This window comes from Janibacter sp. RAF52 (genome assembly GCF_052114035.1).
Lineage (GTDB): Bacteria > Actinomycetota > Actinomycetes > Actinomycetales > Dermatophilaceae > Janibacter > Janibacter hoylei.
On record NZ_JBFRDY010000002.1, the window covers coordinates 300,667 to 319,809 of the forward strand.

Here is a 19,143-nt window from a genome sequence, read left to right on the forward strand (position 1 = left end):
ATGGCGCTGACTTTCCACTACGCCGCCCGCTCCGACGTCGGGCTGGTCCGCAAGGACAACCAGGACTCCGGCTACGCCGGCCCCCACCTGCTCGTCGTCGCCGACGGCATGGGCGGCCACGCCGGCGGCGACATCGCCTCCGCGACCGTCGTCACCGAGCTCGTCGAGATCGACCACGACTCCCTCACCGCCGCCGAGGCCTCCACCCAGCTGGGGCGGGCCATCACCGCGGCCAACGACGAGATCGCGCGCACCTTCGCCGACAACCCCGAGCTCGAGGGCATGGGCACGACGGTCACCGCGATCATGCGCGCCCGCAACAAGCTGATCCTCGCCCACATCGGCGACTCCCGCGCCTACCTGCTGCGCGAAGGGCGCCTGGCCCAGATCACCAAGGACCACTCCTTCGTGCAGACCCTCATCGACGAGGGGCGCATCACCGAGGACGAGGCCAGTACCCACCCGCAGCGCTCCGTCGTCACCCGCGTGCTCACCGGCGACGCCGGCGACGAGCCCGACATCGGGGCCCGCGAGGCCCGCCTGGGCGACCGCTACATGCTGTGCTCCGACGGGCTCTCGGGCTTCGTCGCGCTCGACACCATCGAGGAGATCCTCACCGCCGGCATCTCCCCCGGGCGGGCGGCCGACGACCTCGTCTCCCTCGCGCTGCGGGCCGGTGCCCCCGACAACGTCACCGTCGTCGTCGCCGACGTCGTCGACTCCGGCACCGGCCCCTCGACGCAGCCGCAGGTCGTCGGCTCCGCCGCCCTGCGCCGCCCCGCCAAGCGGGTCGACACCTCGCCCGCCGCCCGGGCCGCCGCCCTCACCGCGGGCGACGACGACGAGGAGGTCGAGCTCGCCGAGGAGAGCCCGAGCCGACGCGCCCGCTGGCTGCGCCGCATCGGCGGGTTCGCCGTCGCACTGCTCCTCCTCGGCGCCGTCGCCTACGGCGGCTACGCCTGGACCCAGCAGCAGTACTACGTCGGCGCCCGTGACGGGCACGTCACGATCTTCCGCGGCGTCGCCCAGGACCTCGGCCCGATCACCCTGCACACCGCCGTCGACGAGACCGACATCGAGATGGCCGAGCTGCCCTCCTTCTACCGCGACGAGGTCGAGGCGACGATCTCCGTCGACTCGCGCCCGGCCGCCGACGAGCGGGTCGCCAGCCTGCGCGCCGCCGCCGAGAAGTGCGGCCGGCTGCGGGCCACCGGGGAGCCCTGCGGGCGATGAGGCGGGCCATCACGACGATCACCCCGGCACGCGGGCGCAATGTCGAGCTGCTGCTCACGGCGCTCGCCATCGGCGTCGTGATCCTCGCCTACGTCAACGTCACCGTCGCGGAGTCCGGCGAGATCCCGCCCGACCTGCTCGGCCACACCGGCATCCTCGCCGCGATCGCGCTCGGCGTGCACCTCGTGCTGCGCTGGCGGGCCTCCTACGCCGACCCGATCATCCTGCCCATCGTCACCCTGCTCAACGGCATCGGACTGGTGATGATCCACCGGCTCGACCTCGCCGCCGGCCGCGACTTTAGCTCCGGTTTGGCCCTGCGCCAGCTCATCTGGACCGGCATCGGCGTCGGCATCGCCCTCGTCGTGCTCGTCGCCCTGCGCGACCACCGCGTCCTGCGCCGCTACACCTACACGGCCGGCCTCGCCGCCCTCGTCTTCATCGCCCTGCCGCTCACCCCCTTCGGCCACTCCGTCTACGGCGCGAAGATCTGGATCAAGCTCGGCGCCTTCACCTTCCAGCCCGCCGAGGTCGCCAAGATCCTGCTCGCGATCTTCTTCGCCGGCTACCTCGTGCAGACCCGCGACATGCTCGCCCTCGCCGGCCGCAAGTTCCTCGGCATCACCTTCCCCCGTGCCCGCGACCTCGGGCCGCTCGCCATCGCCTGGCTCGCCGCCGCCCTGGTGCTCGTGCTCGAAAACGACTTCGGCACCACCCTGCTGATCTTCGGCCTCTTCGTCGCGATGCTGTACGTCGCGACCGAGCGGATCTCGTGGATCGTCCTCGGCCTGCTCACCGCCGCAGCCGGCGCCCTCGTCGTCTACCAGTTCGCCTCGCACGTGCAGACGCGCGTGCTGTGCTGGACCGACACCTTCTCCGAGGAGGGCATGGAGCAGTGCGGCCAGATCGGCACCGGCATCATGGGCATGGCCGCCGGCGGCATCTCCGGCACCGGCTTGGGCCGCGGCCGGCCGTGGCTCACCCCCCTGCCCGAGTCGGACTTCATCTTCACCAGCCTCGGTGAAGAGCTCGGCCTCATCGGCGTCTTCGCGCTGATCATGCTCTACGCGCTGCTCGTCGAGCGCGGCCTGCGCTCGGCGATCGGCCTGCGCGACGGCTTCGGCAAGCTCCTGGCGACCGGCCTGACCTTCGTCCTGGCCATCCAGGTCTTCGTCGTCATCGGCGGCGTCACCCGCGTCATCCCGCTCACCGGGCTGACCCTCCCCTTCGTCGCCTACGGCGGGTCCTCGCTGCTGACCAACTGGACGCTCGTCGCGATCCTCCTGCGCATCAGCGACCACGCCCGCCGCCCCGAGCCGGAGTTCGACCCCGCCTCCATGGACGCCCCGACCCAGGTGGTGAAGACGCGATGAACCAGCCCATCCGCCGGCTCTCGATGCTCGTCGCCCTGATGTTTGCCCTCCTGCTCGGGTCGAGCACGTGGATCCAGGTGCTCGGCTCCCAGGACATCAACGACCGCCCGGGCAACCGCCGCACCCAGCTCGAGAGCTACTCCCGCGAGCGCGGGCAGATCCTGCTCGCCGGCCGCCCCATCGCCAGCTCGACGCCCTCCGACGACGACCTGCAGTGGCAGCGCGAGTACAGCGACCCCACGCTCTACAGCCACATCACGGGGTGGAACTCCTTCACCTACGGTCCCGGTGGCGGCGTCGAGTACGCCGCCGACGGCCTGCTCTCCGGGCGCGACGACAAGCTCTTCTACGACCGCCTCACCGGCACCATCGCCGGCCGCGAGCCGAAGGGGGCCAGCCTCGAGCTGACCATCAACCCCAAGGTGCAGAAGGCCGCGAGCCAGGCCCTCGGCGACCAGCGCGGTGCCGTCGTCGCCATGGACCCGCGCACCGGCGAGATCCTCGCGATGGTCTCCCACCCGGACTACGACCCCACACCGCTCGTCAGCCACAGCCCCGCGACGGAGAAGAAGGCGTGGGACTCGCTGAACGGCGACCCCAACCGCCCGCTCGTCAACCGCGCGATCTCCGGCAACCTCTACCCGCCCGGCTCGGTCTTCAAGATCGTCACCGCGGCCGCCGCCATCGAGGACGGGCAGTGGGACAAGGACTCGTCGATCCCCGGCCCCGCGGTGCTCGACCTGCCGCAGACCGACGTCGGCCTGCCCAACTCGCACCCCGGCGCGTGCGGCCCGAACGACAAGGTCACTCTCGCCGTGGCCATGCAGGACTCGTGCAACACCGCCTTCGGCTGGCTCGGCATGGAGCTCGGCGGCGACGCGATGCGCGAGCAGGCCGACAAGTTCGGCTTCGGCGAGGACCTCGACATCCCCATGAGCGTTACACCGTCGACGGTGCCCGCGGAGCTCAGCCCGCCGCAGGAGGCGCAGGTCGGCATCGGGCAGTACGACGTGCGGGTCACCCCCCTCCAGGTCGCCATGGTCACCTCCGCCGTCGCCAACGACGGCGTCGTCATGCGGCCCTACCTCGTCCAGTCGGTGCTCGGCTCCGACCTGTCGACGATCAGCGAGACCAAGCCGCAGCAGCTGTCCGAGGCCATGCAGCCCGAGACCGCCGACCAGCTGACGGGCATGATGCAGCTCGTCGTCGACCAGGGCACCGGCAAGCAGGCGGCCGTGCCCGGCACGAGCGTCGCCGGCAAGACCGGCACCGCCGAGCACGAGGACGGCAAGGCGCCGCACGCGTGGTTCACCGGCTTCGCCCCCGCGGACAACCCCCAGGTCGCCGTCGCCGTCGTGGTCGAGGACGGCGGGCGCGCTGGCAACGAGGCCTACGGTGGGTCGGTCGCCGGCCCGATCAGCGCCGCCGTCATGAAGGCGGCGATGGAGTGACCACCCCACGCACCCCCCGCAGCACACCCACTCGCGACGCCAGGGAGACACGATGAGCGCAGCGGCACCCCGCCTGCTCGGCGGACGGTACGAGGTCGGCGAGCTCATCGGGCGTGGCGGCATGGCCGAGGTCCACCTCGGCCACGACACCCGCCTCGGTCGACCCGTCGCGATCAAGATCCTGCGCACCGACCACGCCCGCGACGCCGCCTTCCTCGGGCGCTTCCGCCGCGAGGCCCAGTCCGTCGCCGGGCTCAACCACCGCTCGATCGTCGCCGTCTACGACTCCGGCGAGGACCGAGTCGTCGAGGCGGGCGGGGCCCACCTCGACATCCCGTACATCGTCATGGAGTACGTCGACGGCCGGACCCTGCGCGAGCTGCTCAACGAGTCCGAGACCGGCACCCTCGAGCCCACTGAAGCCGCCCGCATCGTCCAGCAGGTCCTCGAGGCCCTCGACTACAGCCACGACATGGGGATCGTCCACCGCGACATCAAGCCGGGCAACGTCATGATCGCCGACGACGGCGCGGTCAAGGTCATGGACTTCGGCATCGCCCGCGCCATCGCCGACACCCAGGCGACGATGACCCAGACCCAGGCCGTCATCGGTACCGCCCAGTACATCTCCCCCGAGCAGGCCCGCGGTGAGACCGTCGACAAGCGCAGCGACGTCTACTCCACCGGCTGCCTGCTCTTCGAGCTGCTGACCGGACGCACGCCCTACACCGGCGAGCCGATCTCGCTGACCTACCAGCACGTCAACGCCGACATCCCGCTCCCTTCGAGCGTCAACCCGCAGGTGCCGCCGCAGCTCGACGCGATCGTCCACCACGCCCTGACCAAGGACCGCGACGAGCGCTACCCCGACGCGAAGTCGATGGCCGAGGACCTCGAGGCCTACCGCGCCGGCAGGCCGATCAGCCCCGTCGCCACCGAGCGCCTCGACGCGGCGACGACCGCGCTGCCCGTGGTCGCGCCGCGGGGCGAGCCGACGCCGCGCACCGACCCCGAGACCGCGTCGATGCCGGTGGCCCAGCAGCGGCGCCGCGGCGCGGGTCTCGGGTGGCTCATGGCCGCCCTCCTGCTCATCCCGATCGCCCTCCTCGGGTGGTTTGCCTGGGATGCCAGCCAGGACGCGGAGGTCGTGCAGGTCACCGTGCCCAAGGTCGTCGGCAGCGACGAGGACGCCGCCGTCGCCAGGCTGGAGAGCGTCGGCCTCAAGGCGGACGTCGAGACCGTGACCGATGACGGCGCCGTCGGGACCGTCATCGCGCAGGATCCGGGCGAGGGCACGAGCGTGCCCGAGGGCGACACCGTCGTCATCCAGGTCTCCGGCGGGCCGGACGAGGTCGGTGTGCCGAGCGTCGTCGGCATGGGACGCAACGAGGCCACCAAGGCGCTCCAGGACGCCGGGCTCGAGGTCGGTCAGATCACCGAGGAGGACAGCCCCGACCAGGGCCCCAACCGGGTCATCAGCTCCAGCCCCGGGCCGGCCGAGTCGGTCGCGAAGGGAAGCAAGGTCGACCTCGTCATCGCCTCCGGTGACGTCGACCTGCAGGACTACACGGGCCAGAAGATCGACGACGTCCGCAGCGACCTCTTCGGCCTCAAGCTGAAGATCAAGGAGACGACCCGCGAGTCCGACGAGGACGAGGGCACGATCCTCGAGCAGACCCCCGGCGAGGGCAAGATCCGCCAGGGGCGCACGGTGACCTTCGTCGTGGCCCGCAAGCCGGCCGAGACGGTGACGACGACGCCGAGCTCGAGCGAGACCTCGGACGAGCCGAGCGACTCGGAGTCGTCCGAGCCCAACCCGACGTCGACCTCCCCTTCGGCCCCGCTGACCCCGACGCCCTCGGAGCCGAGCAGCACCCGCTCGACCAGCAGCACCACGCAGTCCCCCGCCAGCCCCTGACCCTGCCCACCTCGCATGTCCCTCGGCGGATGCGCAGGGGGTTGCCCAGGGCGTGCGCATTTCCCTAGGGAGATGACACCCCGCCCTGACATCTCCCTAGGGAGATGTGGGCTTCCGTGCGCATTTCCCTAGGGAGATGCGCAGGTCAGCTGATGTCGCCGTCACCATCCCTGTCCCCGTCGTCGCGACGGCGGGCGTCGTCGAAGAAGACGTCGATCCGCTGGAATCCCTTGAGCCGCTGGGCCTCCGCGTGCCGGGCGTAGGCGCGCTGGTCGGCCCCGGTGAGCACGACCTGGTCGGTGAAGGGCGTGAGCAGAGCCCGGGGCCACAGATGCTCCTTGAGCACGACGTTGACCTCGAGGCAGAGCATGATGACGACGGCCATCGTGTAGAGGAAGACCAGCAGGCCGAGGACGACGGCGAAGACGGAGTTGAGGTTGCTCGCCCGCTCGATGACCGTGCTGACGTACACGGCACCGACCGCCTGCATCCCCTGCCAGGCCAGCGCCGCGAGCACGGCGCCCGGCAGCACGTCGGTGAGGCGCAGCGGCCGGGTCGTCGAGATGATGAAGACCAGCCCGATGACGAGCGTGTTGAGCCCGATCGAGGCGATGGTGATCGCCCAGCCCGCGTAGCCGCCGGCGACGAGCCGCTGCAGGTAGGTCGTCAGACCGGTCGTCAGGACGATCGTCAGGCCGGCGACGGCCAGCAGGAGCAGGCCACGGGCACGGCTGGCGAAGGGGTTGGGCCGGGAGTTGCGCGGGATCATCCAGGCGGTGTTGCTCGCGTACTGCAGCGCCTGCCCGACGCCGAGCCCGCCGTAGAGCGCCGCGAGCCCACCGATGAGCAGACCCATCGGCCCACCGCCGAGGGTGCCGGTCGTCCGCAGCTCGTCGCCGACGATCGGGAACTCCGACAGCGCCGAGTCGAGGATGCGGTCCTGCCACTGCGGCTGCCCCTGGAGGATGAAGCCGACCGCAGTCGACAGCAGCAGCAGCGCGGGGAAGAGCGACAGGAACCCGTAGTACGTGAGCAGTGCGCACAGGTAGCCGCCGAAGTCGTCGAAGAACTTGTAGACGACCGCGATGGGGAAGCCGACGAGCGGGTGACGACGCTGGAGCCGGTCGACCGGACCGATGCTGGGCTCGCCCACAGCCGACCGTCAGCCGGCCGTGACGGCCCGCGCCACGCCTTCGACGTCGCGCACGAGCGGTGACATCCCGATGCTGCGCTCGACCGCACCCTCGTGGCCGGTCAGCTCCAGCCAGTTGGCCAGGATCCGGTGTCCCCCTTCGGTGAGCACCGACTCGGGGTGGAACTGCACGCCGTGCAGCGGCAGGTCGCGGTGACGGGCGGCCATGATGATGCCCGACTCGGTGTGCCCGGTCGGCACGAGCGTGTCCGGCACGGTGGCCGGGTCGATCGTCAGCGAGTGGTACCGCGTGGCGACGAAGGGGGACGGCAGCCCCGCGAGGACACCGTCACCGTCGTGCAGGACCCGGCTCGTCTTGCCGTGGAGCAGCTCGGGTGCCCGCCCGACGCTGGCGCCGAGGACGACCCCGAGGGCCTGGTGGCCGAGACAGACGCCGAGCATCGGCTGGGCCCGCTCAGCACAGGCCTCGATCATCGCCGTCGAGACGCCGGCCTCCTCGGGCGTGCCGGGCCCCGGCGAGACGAGCACGCCGTCGAAGTCGGCCGCGTCCGCCGGCGTGATGGCGTCGTTGCGCACGACCGTCGTCTCGGCGCCCAGCTGCTGGAGGTAGCCGACGATTGTGAAGACGAAGCTGTCGTAGTTGTCGACGACGAGGATCTGGCTCACCGGGTCAGTATCTCCCTCAGTCGGTAGCGGGCAACGGGCGGGCGTGCTCGAGCCGGGTGCGACCGTCGAAGGCGGGCAGCTCCGACTCGTCTGCCCGGCTCACCTCGTAGCCGAGACCGACGGCGTCGACGTACTGGCGGTAGATGTCGACCGCTGGGTCGTCGTCGAGCGCCTGCTCGAGCTCGTCCGGGTCACCAACGGCCGTGATCGTGAAGGGCGGCGAGTAGACGCGGCCCTGGAGGATAAGCGTGTTGCCGACGCAGCGCACGGCGCTCGTCGAGATGACCCGCTGGTCCATGATCTGCATGGCCTCGGCGCCGCCGCGCCACAAGGCGTTGACCACGCCCTGCACGTCCTGCTGGTGGACGACGACGTCGTCGACGGTGAAGCCCTCGGGCACCTCGCTCGCCTTGAGGTGGGCGTCGTCGAGGGTGACCGTCACCGACGGCCCCTTGACCGGGGTCAGGCCCGCGACGCGGCCATTGGTCGTCGTCTCCTGCGAGATCTCGCGCATCCGCGCGCTGCCGGGCACGGCCTCGCGGGTGAGCCGGTCGACGTCGCTGCGCAGGGTCCGCACCTCCTGCCCGGACCGCTCGTTGTCGAGGGTCCGCTCACGGATGACGTCGGGTAGGCCCGTCGCCTCGCTGCGCAGGTCGGTGCCGCGGGCGGTCGTGCTGGAGGTCGCGAAGAGCAGGCCAGCACCCATGGCGATGACCGGCACGAGCGAGGACCACCGGCTGGGCCGATGGGTCAGCCAGGTACGCACGCGCGGGCCGAGGCCGGCCGAGGCGTCGGCCGGGGCGGTGGGGGTGTCGTCGGCGGCCCGGTCGTCGGTGGCGGCGGTCGGCTCGTCGGCCGCGGGCTGGGCGTCGGTCACGGGTACCCCCTTCGGTCGGTTGGTCGGGCCCGGACCTCTACGCTAGGCCACGACCCCGATCATCCCGAGGAGCACCCTGTGGCGAAGTCCGCCGACGACGCACCGGACGCCAAGGCCGAGGCCGACGCGACCCCCAGTACGACGACGTCGACGTCGTCCGCCGCGCGCAGCAAGCGCTCGGGCGACCCGCGCAGGCGCGCGGCCGTCAAGGACGCGGAAGAGGCCGCCGAGGCGAAGTCCCGCCACAAGGTCAAGGCCCAGCAGATCGGCAACCCCGGCTGGTTCGTCCCCGTCATGCTCGGCCTGATGCTCATCGGCCTCGTGTGGGTCGTGACCTTCTACATCACCCAGGAGCAGTACCCGGTCGAGTCCTGGGGGCGCTGGAACCTCGGGGCCGGGTTCGCCTTCATCCTCGCCGGCTTCGCGATGACCACCCGCTGGAAGTAGCCGGTCACCCACTCCTCACAGGCCGCACCGTCCACACGGACGGTGCGGCCTTGTGCGTGTCCCCACCCCCAGCCCTGTGCACACAATCCTGTGGACAACCCACGTTATCCACAGGATTGTGCACATCTGGGGACAAATGACACGCGTGTAACTCCCGGATTTCCGGGGTTTCGCACGTCAGGCGAAGGGGGTGAGCACCGGCGCTGAGGACATCGCGTACTTACCCACAGCCAGGGCGAGGACGACGAGCAAGGTCGCCCCGATCCCGACCCAGGCGATTGCCGGCTGACGTCGGCTGCGGGAGAGCGCCAGCGCCAGGGCCATGACGGCACCCGCGACGAGGCCGCCGAGGTGGGCCTCCCACGCGACGTTGGGGACGACGAAGCCGATGACGGCGTTGATGCCGATCGTCGCGATCATCGACGAGCTGTCGCGGCCGAGGTGCCGGTTGAGCACGATGACCGCGGCGAAGAGGCCGAAGACGGCACCCGAGGCCCCGACGACGGGCACGTACGCGCCCGGGTCGTAGGGGTCCACCGGCTGGAAGAGCAGCCAGGTGACGCTGCCCGCGAGTGCGGCGACGAGGTAGACCGCGAGATAGCGGGCCCAGCCGAGCATCCGCTCGAGGTACCCGCCGACGAGCCACAGCGCGAGCATGTTGAAGAGGATGTGCATCGGCTGGTTGGGGCTGTGCGCGAAGGCCGAGGTGATGAGGCGCCAGGGCTCGGCGGTGCCGAGGGCCGGCGCGAAGGCGACCTCCTGGAAGACCCGCGGGGAGAGCAGCTCGGCGACCCACACGACGGCGCAGACCGCGATGATGCCCATGGTGAGCATCGGGCGACCGTCACCGGCGCGGCCGCCGAAGATCGTCACCTGGGGGCGTTCCCCCTTCGCCTGCTCGCGGACGCAGTCCACGCACTGGACGCCCACGGCGGCGCTGCGCTGGCACTCCGGGCAGACAGGGCGACGGCACCGCTGGCAGCGGATGTAGCTGACCCGGTCGGGGTGACGCGGGCAGACGGGGACGTCGCCGGAGCCGCCGTCCGGCGCGCCGGACGGCGGCTGCGACATGCGGATCAGTCCTCGACGATCTCGACGGACTCGATGACGACCGGCTCGACGGGCTTGTCCATCGCACCGGTCGGCACGGCCGCGATCTTGTCGACGACCTCACGGCTGGGGCCGTCGGCCACCTCGCCGAAGATCGTGTGCTTGCCGTTGAGCCACGGGGTCTCGCCGACGGTGACGAAGAACTGCGAGCCGTTGGTGCCGTGGCCGCCGCGCTTGCCGGCATTGGCCATGGCGAGCAGGTAGGGCTTGGAGAAGGTGAGGTCGGGGTGGATCTCGTCGTCGAACTCGTAGCCGGGGCCACCGATGCCCTGACCCAGCGGGCAGCCGCCCTGGATCATGAAGCCGGAGATGACCCGGTGGAACTCGAGGCCGTCGTAGAACTTCTGCGGGTTGGTCCGGCCCGCGTCGTCCTTGTACTCCGCCTCTCCCGTGGCGAGGCCGACGAAGTTGGCGACCGTCTTGGGGGCGTGGTCGGGGAGGAGGGCGATGGTGATGTCGCCGAGGTTCGTGTGCAGGATGGCCTTCATGCTCCCCATGGTAGTCAGGGGGCCCGACACGGCGAACGTGGCGGGCCTCATCGCAGCCCTCGGTTTCGTCCGTCGCCGATCCGGTGCAGGATGGGGGTGAGTCCCCCGACGTCCGCAGGAGGAAGTGTGTTCCAGAAGAACAACAAGGTCGAGGGTGGTCGGGTCCGTGCCCACGAGACCGCCGAGGCCGCATCGCAGAAGGTGCACGAGATCATCGACAAGGTGGCCGAGCACTCCGAGCAGGGAGCCGAGCGCGCGCAGGAGCTCAAGGGCGCCGCCGCCGAGCAGGCCCAGTCCGCCAAGGTGAGCGCCGCCGCCCGCGCCGCCGACCTGCGTGAGCAGGCCGAGGACGTCAAGCAGCAGGCGGCCAAGGACGCCAAGCGCAACCGCAAGGCTGCCCGCAAGCAGGTCAAGGCCACGAGCAAGCGCGCCCGCAAGCACGCCGACAAGGCCGGCTCCGAGGTCCAGGACCTGCGCGACACCTTCGTCGACGAGGTGCTGCCCAAGGTCGCCACGACGGCCTCCGGCCTCGCCGCGGCGGGTGTCGCCGCGGGCCGCAAGGCTGCCGACGAGGCGGCCTCCCGCGCCCCCGAGGTCGTCGCCGCGCTGCGTGACGAGCAGGACCCCAAGCTGGCGCTCGCCGCGGCGAAGGGGGAGAAGCCCCGCAAGAAGCGACGCGGGCTCAAGCTGCTCCTCCTCGCGCTGGTCGCGGGTGGCATCGCCGCCTTCGTGGCGAAGCAGAAGCAGGGCCCCAAGAAGGACCCGTGGGCCGTGCCCGCCGGTGACCCCTACAAGGCTCCCGCCACCGGCCGCGACTCCTCGCTGGCCACCGGCACGTCCGCTGCCGCCACCACCGCTGCGGCCGCCCCGGCTGCTGCTGCCGGTGTCGCCCCGGCGGCCGAGGTCGTCGACGAGGCGCCCGTCGCCGCGCCGCTGGCCGACGTGGACGTCGACGACGAGGGTGCCGACTCGATCGACTCCGAGGAGACGCTCGAGGACACCCGCGCCGAGGGCGACGACGCCTGGAGCTCCGCCCGTGACTGGGCCGACAACTCCGCGGTGCCGTCCGTCACGGACACCTCCGAGGGCAGCGACGTCACCCCGCACAACCTGGGTGGCGACCTCCCCGTCGAGGGCGACACCACGGCCTGATTCATCACCGATCCCCGAGGAGGGCGCCCCGCGCCCGTCTCGAAGGGCCACGACGAAGGGCGCCGCTCCCCACACCGGGGGGTGGCGCCCTTCGTGGTCTGCGGGCCCAGGCGAGGGAGTCGCGGACGAGCCGGGTGGAGCCGGCTGCCTGCTCGACCTGCACCCAGTGGCCGCACTGCCCAAGGACGTGCAGCTGCGATCAGCCGCCGACGAGCTCCGGTGCGCGCTCGGCGGGGGCCTCGCGCCGCTGGCGGGGGATGAGAAGGCAGACGAGCGCACCGGCGAAGGCGGCCCCCGCACCGACGAAAAAGCAGACCCGGAAGGCGGACTCGTCGGGGATGACGTGGCCACCCAGGCTGATCGTGCGGCTGGTGAAGATCGCGGCCATCACCGCGCCGGCGAGGAGCTCGACCTCGAGCAGTCGACCGTCAACCGGCAGGTCCACGCGGCGCTCGAGTCAGGGATCGTCGAGCGCTCCCGCCCCTCCGGCTCGCCGACCTATCTCGTCGGGATGAGCGTCGAGGGTCGGGAGCGCTTCCTCGCCGACATGGACCGCCTGCTCGCCGTCTACGACCGGGCGGTCGCCGCCGTGCCCGCGGCGGAGCAGGAGCGCTTCCTCGAGCACCTCGCGGCCTTCGTCGCGGCGCTGGACCCGCACACGGTCACCGCTACCGACTGACGGCACGACGAAGGGGGGCCGCCCCGCTGATGCGGGACGACCCCCCTTCGATCTCGGTGGAGGCGATCGGACTCGAACCGACAACCCTCTGCTTGCAAAGCAGATGCGCTACCAATTGCGCCACGCCCCCGAGGGCTGGTCGATCAGGTGGGGCGGTCGGTGACCGCCGCCCACGCACCGCCCGATCCGCCGGGGGCGGGTGCGGTGCTGCTCATCCGGCTCGTCGCGGCGTGCAGGTCCTTTTCGGACCGCTGCTGCTCGAGCTTGCGCCGGGCGTAGGCCGCGCCGGCGGCAGCCGCGACAATGACGAAGACCTTCTTCACGAACATCTCCTCACCGTCGTCGTGGTGGTGGGCCCAGGAGGACTTGAACCTCCGACCTCTTCGTTATCAGCGAAGCGCTCTAACCGCCTGAGCTATGGGCCCGTTTGCGCCGTGGAGAGTCTCCGTGGCGCGACGCCCGAGATTACCCCACACCCGGCGCCGAAACCAAAACGGCGCCGGGGGTGCGGATCAGTCGTCGGTCAGCGTCATGTGCACGCCGCCCACGAGGCTGGCGACGATGTTGTAGAGGAAGGCACCGAGGGTGGCGATGGCCGTCAGCAGGAAGACGTCGACGACCGCGATGACGATCGACAGCGAGACGACCCGGCCGAAGCCGAGGAAGTCCATGACGTCGAACTCCTCGCCCGAGCCGTCACCGATGATCTGGCCGGCCAGCTCGTTGACGGAGTCGAAGACCCCCATCGCCGAGAGCAGCACCCACATGACGGCCGTCATGACGACGAGCGCGATGCCCAGGGCCACGGAGACGAGGAAGCCGACCTTCATGACGGAGAAGGGGTCCACCCGCGAGACCATGAGCTTGACGCGGCGACCGGCCCGGGGGGCGGGTCGGGAGGCGGTGCCTCCGGACGAGGTCCGCCGGGCCTGGGACGACCCTGCAGCCGTCCGCACGGCCGTGGTCTCTCCTGTCGAGCTCACTCCTGGTCACCTCCGGGGGCATCCCCCTGCTGGGCGGTCTCCGCCGGGACCTCCCCGGCGGACTGCACGTCAGGGTCCGACGCTACCTGCTCGTCCCCCGGCTCCGCGTCCTCGCCACGGTCGACGTTGCGAGCAACTGCGACGATCTCGTCACCCTTGCGCGGCGAGGCGAAGCTGACGCCCTGGGTGTTGCGGCTCGTCCGGTTGACCTCGGCCACCGCCGAGCGGACGATGTTGCCCTTTTCCATGACGACCATGACCTCGTCGTCCTCGTCGACGACGAGAGCACCGACGAGCCGACCGCCCTTGCCGGACTTCGCCGCGAGCACGCCGAGGCCGGCGCGGCCCTTGGCGGTCCACTCGGAGGCGGAGGTCCGCTTGGCGACGCCGTTGTCGAAGACGACGAAGACGTCCGGGTCGGTGCCGTCCTCGATGACGTTGAGCGCGAGCAGCGAGTCGCCGTCGCGGAACTTCATGCCCGTGACACCGCTCGTCGAGCGGCCCATCGGCCGCAGCACGTCGTCGGTCGCGTGGAAGCGCACCGACATGGCGTCCCGCGAGACGAGCAGCAGGTCGTCCTCGGCCGACACGAGGCCGACCCCGATGAGCTCGTCGTCCTCCCGCAGCTTGATGGCGATGAGGCCGCCGCTGCGGGGCGAGTCGTACTCGGTCAGGCGGGTCTTCTTGACCAGGCCGCGCTTCGTCGCGAGGACGAGGTAGGGGGCCGCCTCGTAGTCCTTGATGGCGTAGACCGCGGCGATCTGCTCGTCCGGCTGGAAGGCGAGCAGGTTGGCCACGTGCTGGCCCTTGCCGTCGCGGGCCGCCTCGGGCAGCTCGTAGGCCTTGACCCGGTAGACCCGGCCGAGGTTGGTGAAGAAGAGCAGCCAGTGGTGCGATGTCGTCGTGAAGAAGTTGCGCACGACGTCCTCGCCGCGCAGCGCCGCGCCGCGCACACCCTTGCCACCACGCTTCTGCGCGCGGTACTCGTCGACCCGGGTGCGCTTGGCGTAGCCACCCCGGGTGATCGTCACGACGACGTCCTCCTCGGGGATGAGGTCCTCCATCGCGACGTCACCGTCGTAGGGGAGGATCCGGCTGCGCCGCTCGTCGCCGTAGCGGTCGACGATCTCACCGAGCTCGTCCTTGACGATCTGCCGCTGCCGCTCGGGCTTGGCGAGGATGTCCTTGTAGTCGACGATCCGCGCCTCGATCTCGTCGTGCTCGTCGATGATCTTCTGCCGCTCCAGCGCGGCCAGACGGCGCAGCTGGAGGTTGAGGATCGCCATCGCCTGCAGCTCGTCGATGTCGAGCAGCTTGATCAGGCCCTCGCGGGCCTCGTCGACGGTCGGGGAGCGGCGGATGAGCGCGATGACCTCGTCGAGCAGGTCGAGCGCCTTGAGGTAGCCGCGCAGGATGTGGATCGCGGCCTCGTCCTTGCGCAGCCGGTACTCGGTGCGGCGGACGATGACGTCGATCTGGTGCTCGACCCAGTAGCGGATGAAGGCCGAGATCGGCAGCGTCCGCGGCACCCCGTCGACGAGCGCGAGCATGTTGGCGCCGAAGTTGGTCTGCAGCTGGGTGTGCTTGTAGAGGTTGTTGAGCACGACCTTGGCGACCGCGTCCCGCTTGAGGACGATGACGAGTCGCTGGCCGGTGCGGCCGGAGGTCTCGTCGCGGATGTCGGCGATGCCCGACAGGCGACCCTCCTTGGTCATCTCGGCGATCTTCTGCGCCAGCGCGTCCGGGTTGACCTGGTAGGGCAGCTCGGTGACGACGAGGCAGGTGCGTCCCTGGATCTCCTCGACCTCGACGACCGCCCGCATGATGATCGAGCCGCGGCCGGTGCGGTAGGCGTCCTCGATGCCGCGCGTGCCCATGATGAGCGCGCCGGTGGGGAAGTCGGGGCCCTTGATGAAGCCCATGACCGCCTCGAGGGCCTCCTCGCGGGAGGACTCGGGGTGGTCGAGCATCCACTGGGCGGCGTCGGCGACCTCGCGCAGGTTGTGCGGCGGGATCTGGGTCGCCATGCCGACGGCGATGCCGGCGGAGCCGTTGGCGAGGAGGTTGGGGAAGCGCGCGGGCAGCACGTCCGGCTGCATCGTCTTGCCGTCGTAGTTCGGGACGAAGTCGACCGTCTCCTGGTCGATGTCACGCACGAGCTCCAGCGACAGCGGAGCCATCTTGCACTCGGTGTACCGGGGGGCGGCCGCACCGTCGTTGCCCGCGGAGCCGAAGTTGCCCTGCCCGTCGATGAGCGGGTACCGCAACGACCACGGCTGCACGAGGCGGACCATGGCGTCGTAGATCGCGCTGTCGCCGTGCGGGTGGTACTGGCCCATGACGTCGCCGACGACGCGCGAGCACTTGTTGTAGCCGCGGTCGGGGCGGTAGCCACCGTCGTACATGGCGTAGACGATGCGGCGGTGCACGGGCTTGAGCCCGTCACGCACGTCGGGCAGGGCGCGGGAGACGATGACGCTCATCGCGTACTCGATGTAGCTGCGCTGCATCTCCGCGTTGAGGTCGATCGGCTCGGTGCGATCCGCCTCGGGGGGCGTGGTGGGGGTGTCGGTCATGTGGTCAGGTCACCTCGGGGTCGTGCCGAAGGGGGGGCAGGGCGGGTCGTCGCGGTGCGCGCCGGCCGGGTCAGATGTCGAGGAAGCGCACGTCGCGCGCGTTCTTCTGGATGAAGCTGCGGCGGGACTCGACGTCCTCGCCCATGAGCACGGCGAAGATCTCGTCAGCCGCGGCGGCGTCGTCGAGGGTCACCTGGAGCAGCACGCGGCTGGCCGGGTCCATCGTCGTCTCCCACAGCTCCTGGTAGTTCATCTCGCCCAGACCCTTGTAGCGCTGGATGGCGTTGTCCTTGGGCAGTCGCCACCCCTTCGCCTGGCCCTCGGCGACCATGGCGTCGCGCTCGCGGTCGGTGAAGGCGAACTCGTGGTCGTGGTTGGACCACTTGAGGCGGTAGAGCGGGGGCTGGGCCAGGTAGACGTAGCCGGCCTCGATGAGCGGCTTCATGAAGCGGAAGAGCAGCGTGAGCAGCAGGGTGCGGATGTGCATGCCGTCGACGTCGGCATCGGCCATGAGCACGATCTTGTGGTAGCGCGCCTTGGCGATGTCGAAGTCCTCGCCGATGCCCGTGCCGAAGGCCGAGATCAGCGCCTGGACCTCCTGGTTGGCGAGGATCTTGTCGATCCGCGCCTTCTCGACGTTGAGGATCTTGCCGCGGATCGGGAGGATCGCCTGGTTCTCCGGGTTGCGGCCCGCCTTGGCCGAGCCGCCGGCGGAGTCGCCCTCGACGATGAAGACCTCGGAGACCGTCGGGTCCTTGGACTGGCAGTCGGAGAGCTTGCCGGGCAGGCCGCCCGACTCGAGCAGCCCCTTGCGCCGGGTCGCCTCACGCGCCTTGCGCGCGGCCATGCGGGCGGCGGCCGCCTGGACGGCCTTGCGGACGATGTCCTTGCCCTCGTTGGGGTGCGCCTCGAGCCAGTGGCCGAACTCGTCGGTCATCGCCCGCTGGACGAAGCCCTTGACCTCGGAGTTGCCGAGCTTGGTCTTGGTCTGGCCCTCGAACTGCGGCTCGCCGAGCTTGACGGAGATGACGGCGGTCAGACCCTCGCGGATGTCGTCGCCGGTGAGGTTGTCGTCCTTGTCCTTGAGGAGGTTCTGCTTGCGCGCGAAGTCGTTGATGAGCTTCGTCATCGCCGCACGGAAGCCCTCCTCGTGGGTGCCTCCCTCGTGCGTGTTGATCGCATTGGCATAGGTGTGGACCGACTCGCTGTAGGCGCTCGTCCACTGCATCGCCAGCTCGAGGGAGAGGGCCCGCTCGGTGTCCTCCGTCTCGATCGAGATGATCTCGGCGGTGACCGGCTCGGCCTTCTTGGAGCCGACGAGGTGGCTGACGTAGTCGACGATGCCGTTGTCGTAGCGGTAGGAGACCTTGCGGGCCTTCTTGGCGGGGGCGGTCTCGCCGCCCTCCGAGTCGACGACCTCGGTGATGTCGTCGTCGACGTGGTCGAGGTCCTCGGCCTGCTCGGTCTCCGTGGGCTCGTCGACCCGCTCGTCGACGAGGTTGATCGTCAGGCCCTTGTTGAGGAAGGCCATCTGCTGGAAGCGGGCGCGGATCGTCTCGTAGTCGTACTCGACCGTCTCGAAAATCTCGGGGTTGGCCCAGTACGTGATCGTCGTGCCGGTCGCGTCGGTCTCCTCCTCACGGCGAAGGGGGCCGGTCGGCACGCCGTGGTCGAAGGACATGCGGTGGGCGTGGCCCTTCTGCCGCACGCAGACGTCGAGGCGGGTCGAGAGGGCGTTGACGACGGACGAGCCGACGCCGTGGAGGCCACCGGAGACCTTGTAGCCGCCGCCGCCGAACTTGCCACCGGCGTGCAGCTGGGTGAGGACGAGCTCGACCGCGGAGATGCCCTCGGCCTCGTGGATGTCGGTCGGGATGCCGCGGCCGTTGTCCTTGACCCGGACGGCACCGTCCTCCATGAGCGTCACGTCGATCGTGTCGGCGTGGCCGGCCATCGCCTCGTCCACGGCGTTGTCGACGATCTCCCACACGAGGTGGTGCAGACCGCGCTCGCCGGTGGAGCCGATGTACATGCCGGGCCGCTTGCGCACGGCCTCCAGGCCCTCGAGGACCTGGATCGCACTCGCGTCGTACTCGGGGCTCCCCGTGTCGGGGGACTTCGGCTGGATCTCAGGCGACTGCTCGTCTGCCACGGTGCTCCTCGAGCTGGTGCGGTGCATGGATCGCCGCGGGCTGGCCCCTGGGGCTGGCACCGCGGCCTCAACCCTCTGATCCTACCCTCTGGAGCGTCCTCGCGCGGCATCTTGTGGGCCCGTGGCGGCGGCTCTCGCCGCCCCGCGGGGCGCCGGACGACTCCCTCCACACATCGGGGCCCCTCCGGCGCTCTCGTCGGCTGCACGACGAGGCGCCGTCGGGGAGTCCTCCGCGAGCTCCTGCGAGGGCAGCGAGTCGCCCTCGGAGTCGGCCTCCGAGAGCCCGAGCGAGAGCGAGTCCGCCGAGGGCGAGAGCGGCGGCGAGGGCAGCGTCACCGCGTCGAAGTCCGGCGTCACCTTCGATGTGCCGGACGGCTGGACCACCGTGGACCCGTCCGCGCTGGCCAAGGACCCCGACAAGGCCCCGCAGTCGATCAAGACGATGGCCGAGACGGCGGGTCAGCCGGTCGACCAGTTCCTCACCCAGCTGTCGCAGAGCATCGACGTGCTCGTCATGGGCGAGGCGGAGGACGGCTTCTCCCCCAACATCAATGTCATCCCGAGCCCCCAGGCCCTCACCGAGTCCGACCTCAAGGCCAGCCTTGCGCAGCAGTCCGCCACGGTCTCCGGCACCGAGGAGGTCGACACGGACTCGGGCAAGGCGACCGTCGCGACCTACACGATGTCGGCGGGCAGCCAGACCGTCCACGGCCAGATGATCGCCGTGCCGTCCGACTCGGGCGCCGCCGTCATCACCGTCTCGACCATCGACAAGGACGAGACCGCCGAGGTCGCCAAGACCATCACCGACAGCGTCACCAAGGCCTCCTGACCCGGCCCACGACGCGGCGAGCCCGTCACCCCCTTCGTCCGGGGTGGCGGGCT

The 19,143-nt window shown here is 70.6% G+C and carries 18 protein-coding genes and 2 tRNA genes; 8 read left to right on the top strand and 12 right to left on the bottom strand.

What is annotated here, in order from left to right; translation table 11 throughout:
• From AB4Y78_RS03950 to pknB, 4 genes are read left to right on the top strand one after another with little or no spacing between them, the layout of a single operon-like run.
• The gene (locus tag AB4Y78_RS03950; RefSeq protein WP_259910073.1) at window positions 1-1,233 is read left to right on the top strand and encodes a Stp1/IreP family PP2C-type Ser/Thr phosphatase; all 1,233 of its coding nucleotides are present in this window, start codon (window positions 1-3) and stop codon (window positions 1,231-1,233) included.
• The gene (locus tag AB4Y78_RS03955; RefSeq protein WP_259910072.1) at window positions 1,230-2,606 is read left to right on the top strand and encodes an FtsW/RodA/SpoVE family cell cycle protein; all 1,377 of its coding nucleotides are present in this window, start codon (window positions 1,230-1,232) and stop codon (window positions 2,604-2,606) included. The genes AB4Y78_RS03950 and AB4Y78_RS03955 overlap by 4 nt, the downstream gene beginning before the upstream one ends.
• The gene (locus AB4Y78_RS03960) at window positions 2,603-4,057 is read left to right on the top strand and encodes a peptidoglycan D,D-transpeptidase FtsI family protein (RefSeq protein WP_007929569.1); all 1,455 of its coding nucleotides are present in this window, start codon (window positions 2,603-2,605) and stop codon (window positions 4,055-4,057) included. The genes AB4Y78_RS03955 and AB4Y78_RS03960 overlap by 4 nt, the downstream gene beginning before the upstream one ends.
• Before the next feature lie 52 nt (window positions 4,058-4,109).
• Entirely contained in the window at window positions 4,110-5,975 is a 1,866-nt protein-coding gene (gene pknB, locus AB4Y78_RS03965) for a Stk1 family PASTA domain-containing Ser/Thr kinase (RefSeq protein ID WP_259910071.1), read from the top strand.
• A 145-nt stretch (window positions 5,976-6,120) separates the two neighbouring features.
• On the opposite strand, the gene AB4Y78_RS03970 is transcribed toward pknB, so the two are convergent.
• Genes AB4Y78_RS03970 through AB4Y78_RS03980 form a run of 3 tightly spaced genes read right to left on the bottom strand, consistent with a single transcriptional unit; the run spans window position 6,121 to window position 8,671 of the window.
• Entirely contained in the window at window positions 6,121-7,128 is a 1,008-nt protein-coding gene (locus tag AB4Y78_RS03970; protein WP_259910070.1) for a YihY/virulence factor BrkB family protein, read from the bottom strand.
• Between the two features lie 9 nt (window positions 7,129-7,137).
• Window positions 7,138-7,794 carry an aminodeoxychorismate/anthranilate synthase component II gene (locus AB4Y78_RS03975; RefSeq protein ID WP_259910069.1) on the bottom strand — a complete coding sequence of 219 codons (657 nt, stop codon included), beginning with the start codon at window positions 7,792-7,794 and terminating at the stop codon, window positions 7,138-7,140.
• A 16-nt stretch (window positions 7,795-7,810) separates the two neighbouring features.
• Window positions 7,811-8,671, bottom strand: a complete 861-nt coding sequence (locus tag AB4Y78_RS03980; protein ID WP_007929576.1) for a DUF881 domain-containing protein — start codon at window positions 8,669-8,671, stop codon at window positions 7,811-7,813.
• Between the two features lie 78 nt (window positions 8,672-8,749).
• Here AB4Y78_RS03980 and AB4Y78_RS03985 point away from each other — a divergent pair, with 78 nt between their 5' ends.
• Complete coding sequence (locus tag AB4Y78_RS03985) at window positions 8,750-9,118, top strand: cell division protein CrgA (protein WP_007929577.1); 369 nt, start codon at window positions 8,750-8,752, stop codon at window positions 9,116-9,118.
• Window positions 9,119-9,295: 177 nt separating this feature from the next.
• Here AB4Y78_RS03985 and AB4Y78_RS03990 read toward each other — a convergent pair whose 3' ends face one another.
• Together AB4Y78_RS03990 and AB4Y78_RS03995 are read right to left on the bottom strand one after the other, a co-directional pair.
• Window positions 9,296-10,189: a rhomboid family intramembrane serine protease gene (locus AB4Y78_RS03990; RefSeq protein WP_259910068.1), complete on the bottom strand. Its 894-nt coding sequence runs from the start codon at window positions 10,187-10,189 to the stop codon at window positions 9,296-9,298.
• Window positions 10,190-10,194: 5 nt separating this feature from the next.
• Complete coding sequence (locus AB4Y78_RS03995; protein WP_265230364.1) at window positions 10,195-10,716, bottom strand: peptidylprolyl isomerase; 522 nt, start codon at window positions 10,714-10,716, stop codon at window positions 10,195-10,197.
• 126 nt (window positions 10,717-10,842) lie between these two features.
• Between AB4Y78_RS03995 and AB4Y78_RS04000 the strand changes: the two genes are divergently transcribed.
• Window positions 10,843-11,868, top strand: coding sequence for a hypothetical protein (locus tag AB4Y78_RS04000; protein ID WP_007929582.1), 1,026 nt, complete (start codon window positions 10,843-10,845; stop codon window positions 11,866-11,868).
• A 199-nt stretch (window positions 11,869-12,067) separates the two neighbouring features.
• Here AB4Y78_RS04000 and AB4Y78_RS04005 read toward each other — a convergent pair whose 3' ends face one another.
• Window positions 12,068-12,313 carry a hypothetical protein gene (locus AB4Y78_RS04005; protein WP_259910096.1) on the bottom strand — a complete coding sequence of 82 codons (246 nt, stop codon included), beginning with the start codon at window positions 12,311-12,313 and terminating at the stop codon, window positions 12,068-12,070.
• Between the two features lie 66 nt (window positions 12,314-12,379).
• Here AB4Y78_RS04005 and AB4Y78_RS04010 point away from each other — a divergent pair, with 66 nt between their 5' ends.
• A complete protein-coding gene (locus AB4Y78_RS04010; RefSeq protein WP_259910066.1) occupies window positions 12,380-12,547 on the top strand; it encodes a hypothetical protein in 168 nt (55 codons plus the stop codon).
• A gap of 57 nt (window positions 12,548-12,604) precedes the next feature.
• Here AB4Y78_RS04010 and AB4Y78_RS04015 read toward each other — a convergent pair.
• The 6 genes from AB4Y78_RS04015 to gyrB form a co-directional block, all read right to left on the bottom strand.
• A tRNA-Ala gene (locus AB4Y78_RS04015) sits at window positions 12,605-12,677 on the bottom strand.
• Between the two features lie 13 nt (window positions 12,678-12,690).
• Window positions 12,691-12,876 (bottom strand): DLW-39 family protein, encoded by a 186-nt coding sequence (locus AB4Y78_RS04020; protein ID WP_259910065.1) that lies wholly within the window; start codon window positions 12,874-12,876, stop codon window positions 12,691-12,693.
• 19 nt (window positions 12,877-12,895) lie between these two features.
• Window positions 12,896-12,972 (bottom strand) — tRNA-Ile (locus tag AB4Y78_RS04025).
• 87 nt (window positions 12,973-13,059) lie between these two features.
• Window positions 13,060-13,395: a DUF3566 domain-containing protein gene (locus tag AB4Y78_RS04030; RefSeq protein WP_238539416.1), complete on the bottom strand. Its 336-nt coding sequence runs from the start codon at window positions 13,393-13,395 to the stop codon at window positions 13,060-13,062.
• Between the two features lie 131 nt (window positions 13,396-13,526).
• Window positions 13,527-16,106 carry a DNA gyrase subunit A gene (gene gyrA, locus AB4Y78_RS04035; protein WP_441736872.1) on the bottom strand — a complete coding sequence of 860 codons (2,580 nt, stop codon included), beginning with the start codon at window positions 16,104-16,106 and terminating at the stop codon, window positions 13,527-13,529.
• A 70-nt stretch (window positions 16,107-16,176) separates the two neighbouring features.
• Window positions 16,177-18,285 (bottom strand): DNA topoisomerase (ATP-hydrolyzing) subunit B, encoded by a 2,109-nt coding sequence (gyrB, locus tag AB4Y78_RS04040; protein ID WP_375545592.1) that lies wholly within the window; start codon window positions 18,283-18,285, stop codon window positions 16,177-16,179.
• Between the two features lie 94 nt (window positions 18,286-18,379).
• Between gyrB and AB4Y78_RS04045 the strand changes: the two genes are divergently transcribed.
• Window positions 18,380-19,090 (top strand): hypothetical protein, encoded by a 711-nt coding sequence (locus AB4Y78_RS04045; RefSeq protein ID WP_387355517.1) that lies wholly within the window; start codon window positions 18,380-18,382, stop codon window positions 19,088-19,090.
• Window positions 19,091-19,143: the final 53 nt, after the last annotated feature.

What these genes read in the sequence shown, in the direction of transcription:
- AB4Y78_RS04020 (WP_259910065.1), bottom strand. Translation starts at nt 12,876, where the DNA reads ATGTTCGTGAAGAAGGTCTTCGTCATTGTCGCGGCTGCCGCCGGCGCG.
- gyrA (WP_441736872.1), bottom strand. Translation starts at nt 16,106, where the DNA reads ATGACCGACACCCCCACCACGCCCCCCGAGGCGGATCGCACCGAGCCG.
- AB4Y78_RS03955 (WP_259910072.1), top strand. Translation starts at nt 1,230, where the DNA reads ATGAGGCGGGCCATCACGACGATCACCCCGGCACGCGGGCGCAATGTC.
- AB4Y78_RS03990 (WP_259910068.1), bottom strand. Translation starts at nt 10,189, where the DNA reads ATGTCGCAGCCGCCGTCCGGCGCGCCGGACGGCGGCTCCGGCGACGTC.
- AB4Y78_RS03960 (WP_007929569.1), top strand. Translation starts at nt 2,603, where the DNA reads ATGAACCAGCCCATCCGCCGGCTCTCGATGCTCGTCGCCCTGATGTTT.
- AB4Y78_RS04010 (WP_259910066.1), top strand. Translation starts at nt 12,380, where the DNA reads ATGAGCGTCGAGGGTCGGGAGCGCTTCCTCGCCGACATGGACCGCCTG.
- AB4Y78_RS03995 (WP_265230364.1), bottom strand. Translation starts at nt 10,716, where the DNA reads ATGAAGGCCATCCTGCACACGAACCTCGGCGACATCACCATCGCCCTC.
- gyrB (WP_375545592.1), bottom strand. Translation starts at nt 18,285, where the DNA reads ATGCACCGCACCAGCTCGAGGAGCACCGTGGCAGACGAGCAGTCGCCT.
- pknB (WP_259910071.1), top strand. Translation starts at nt 4,110, where the DNA reads ATGAGCGCAGCGGCACCCCGCCTGCTCGGCGGACGGTACGAGGTCGGC.
- AB4Y78_RS03950 (WP_259910073.1), top strand. Translation starts at nt 1, where the DNA reads ATGGCGCTGACTTTCCACTACGCCGCCCGCTCCGACGTCGGGCTGGTC.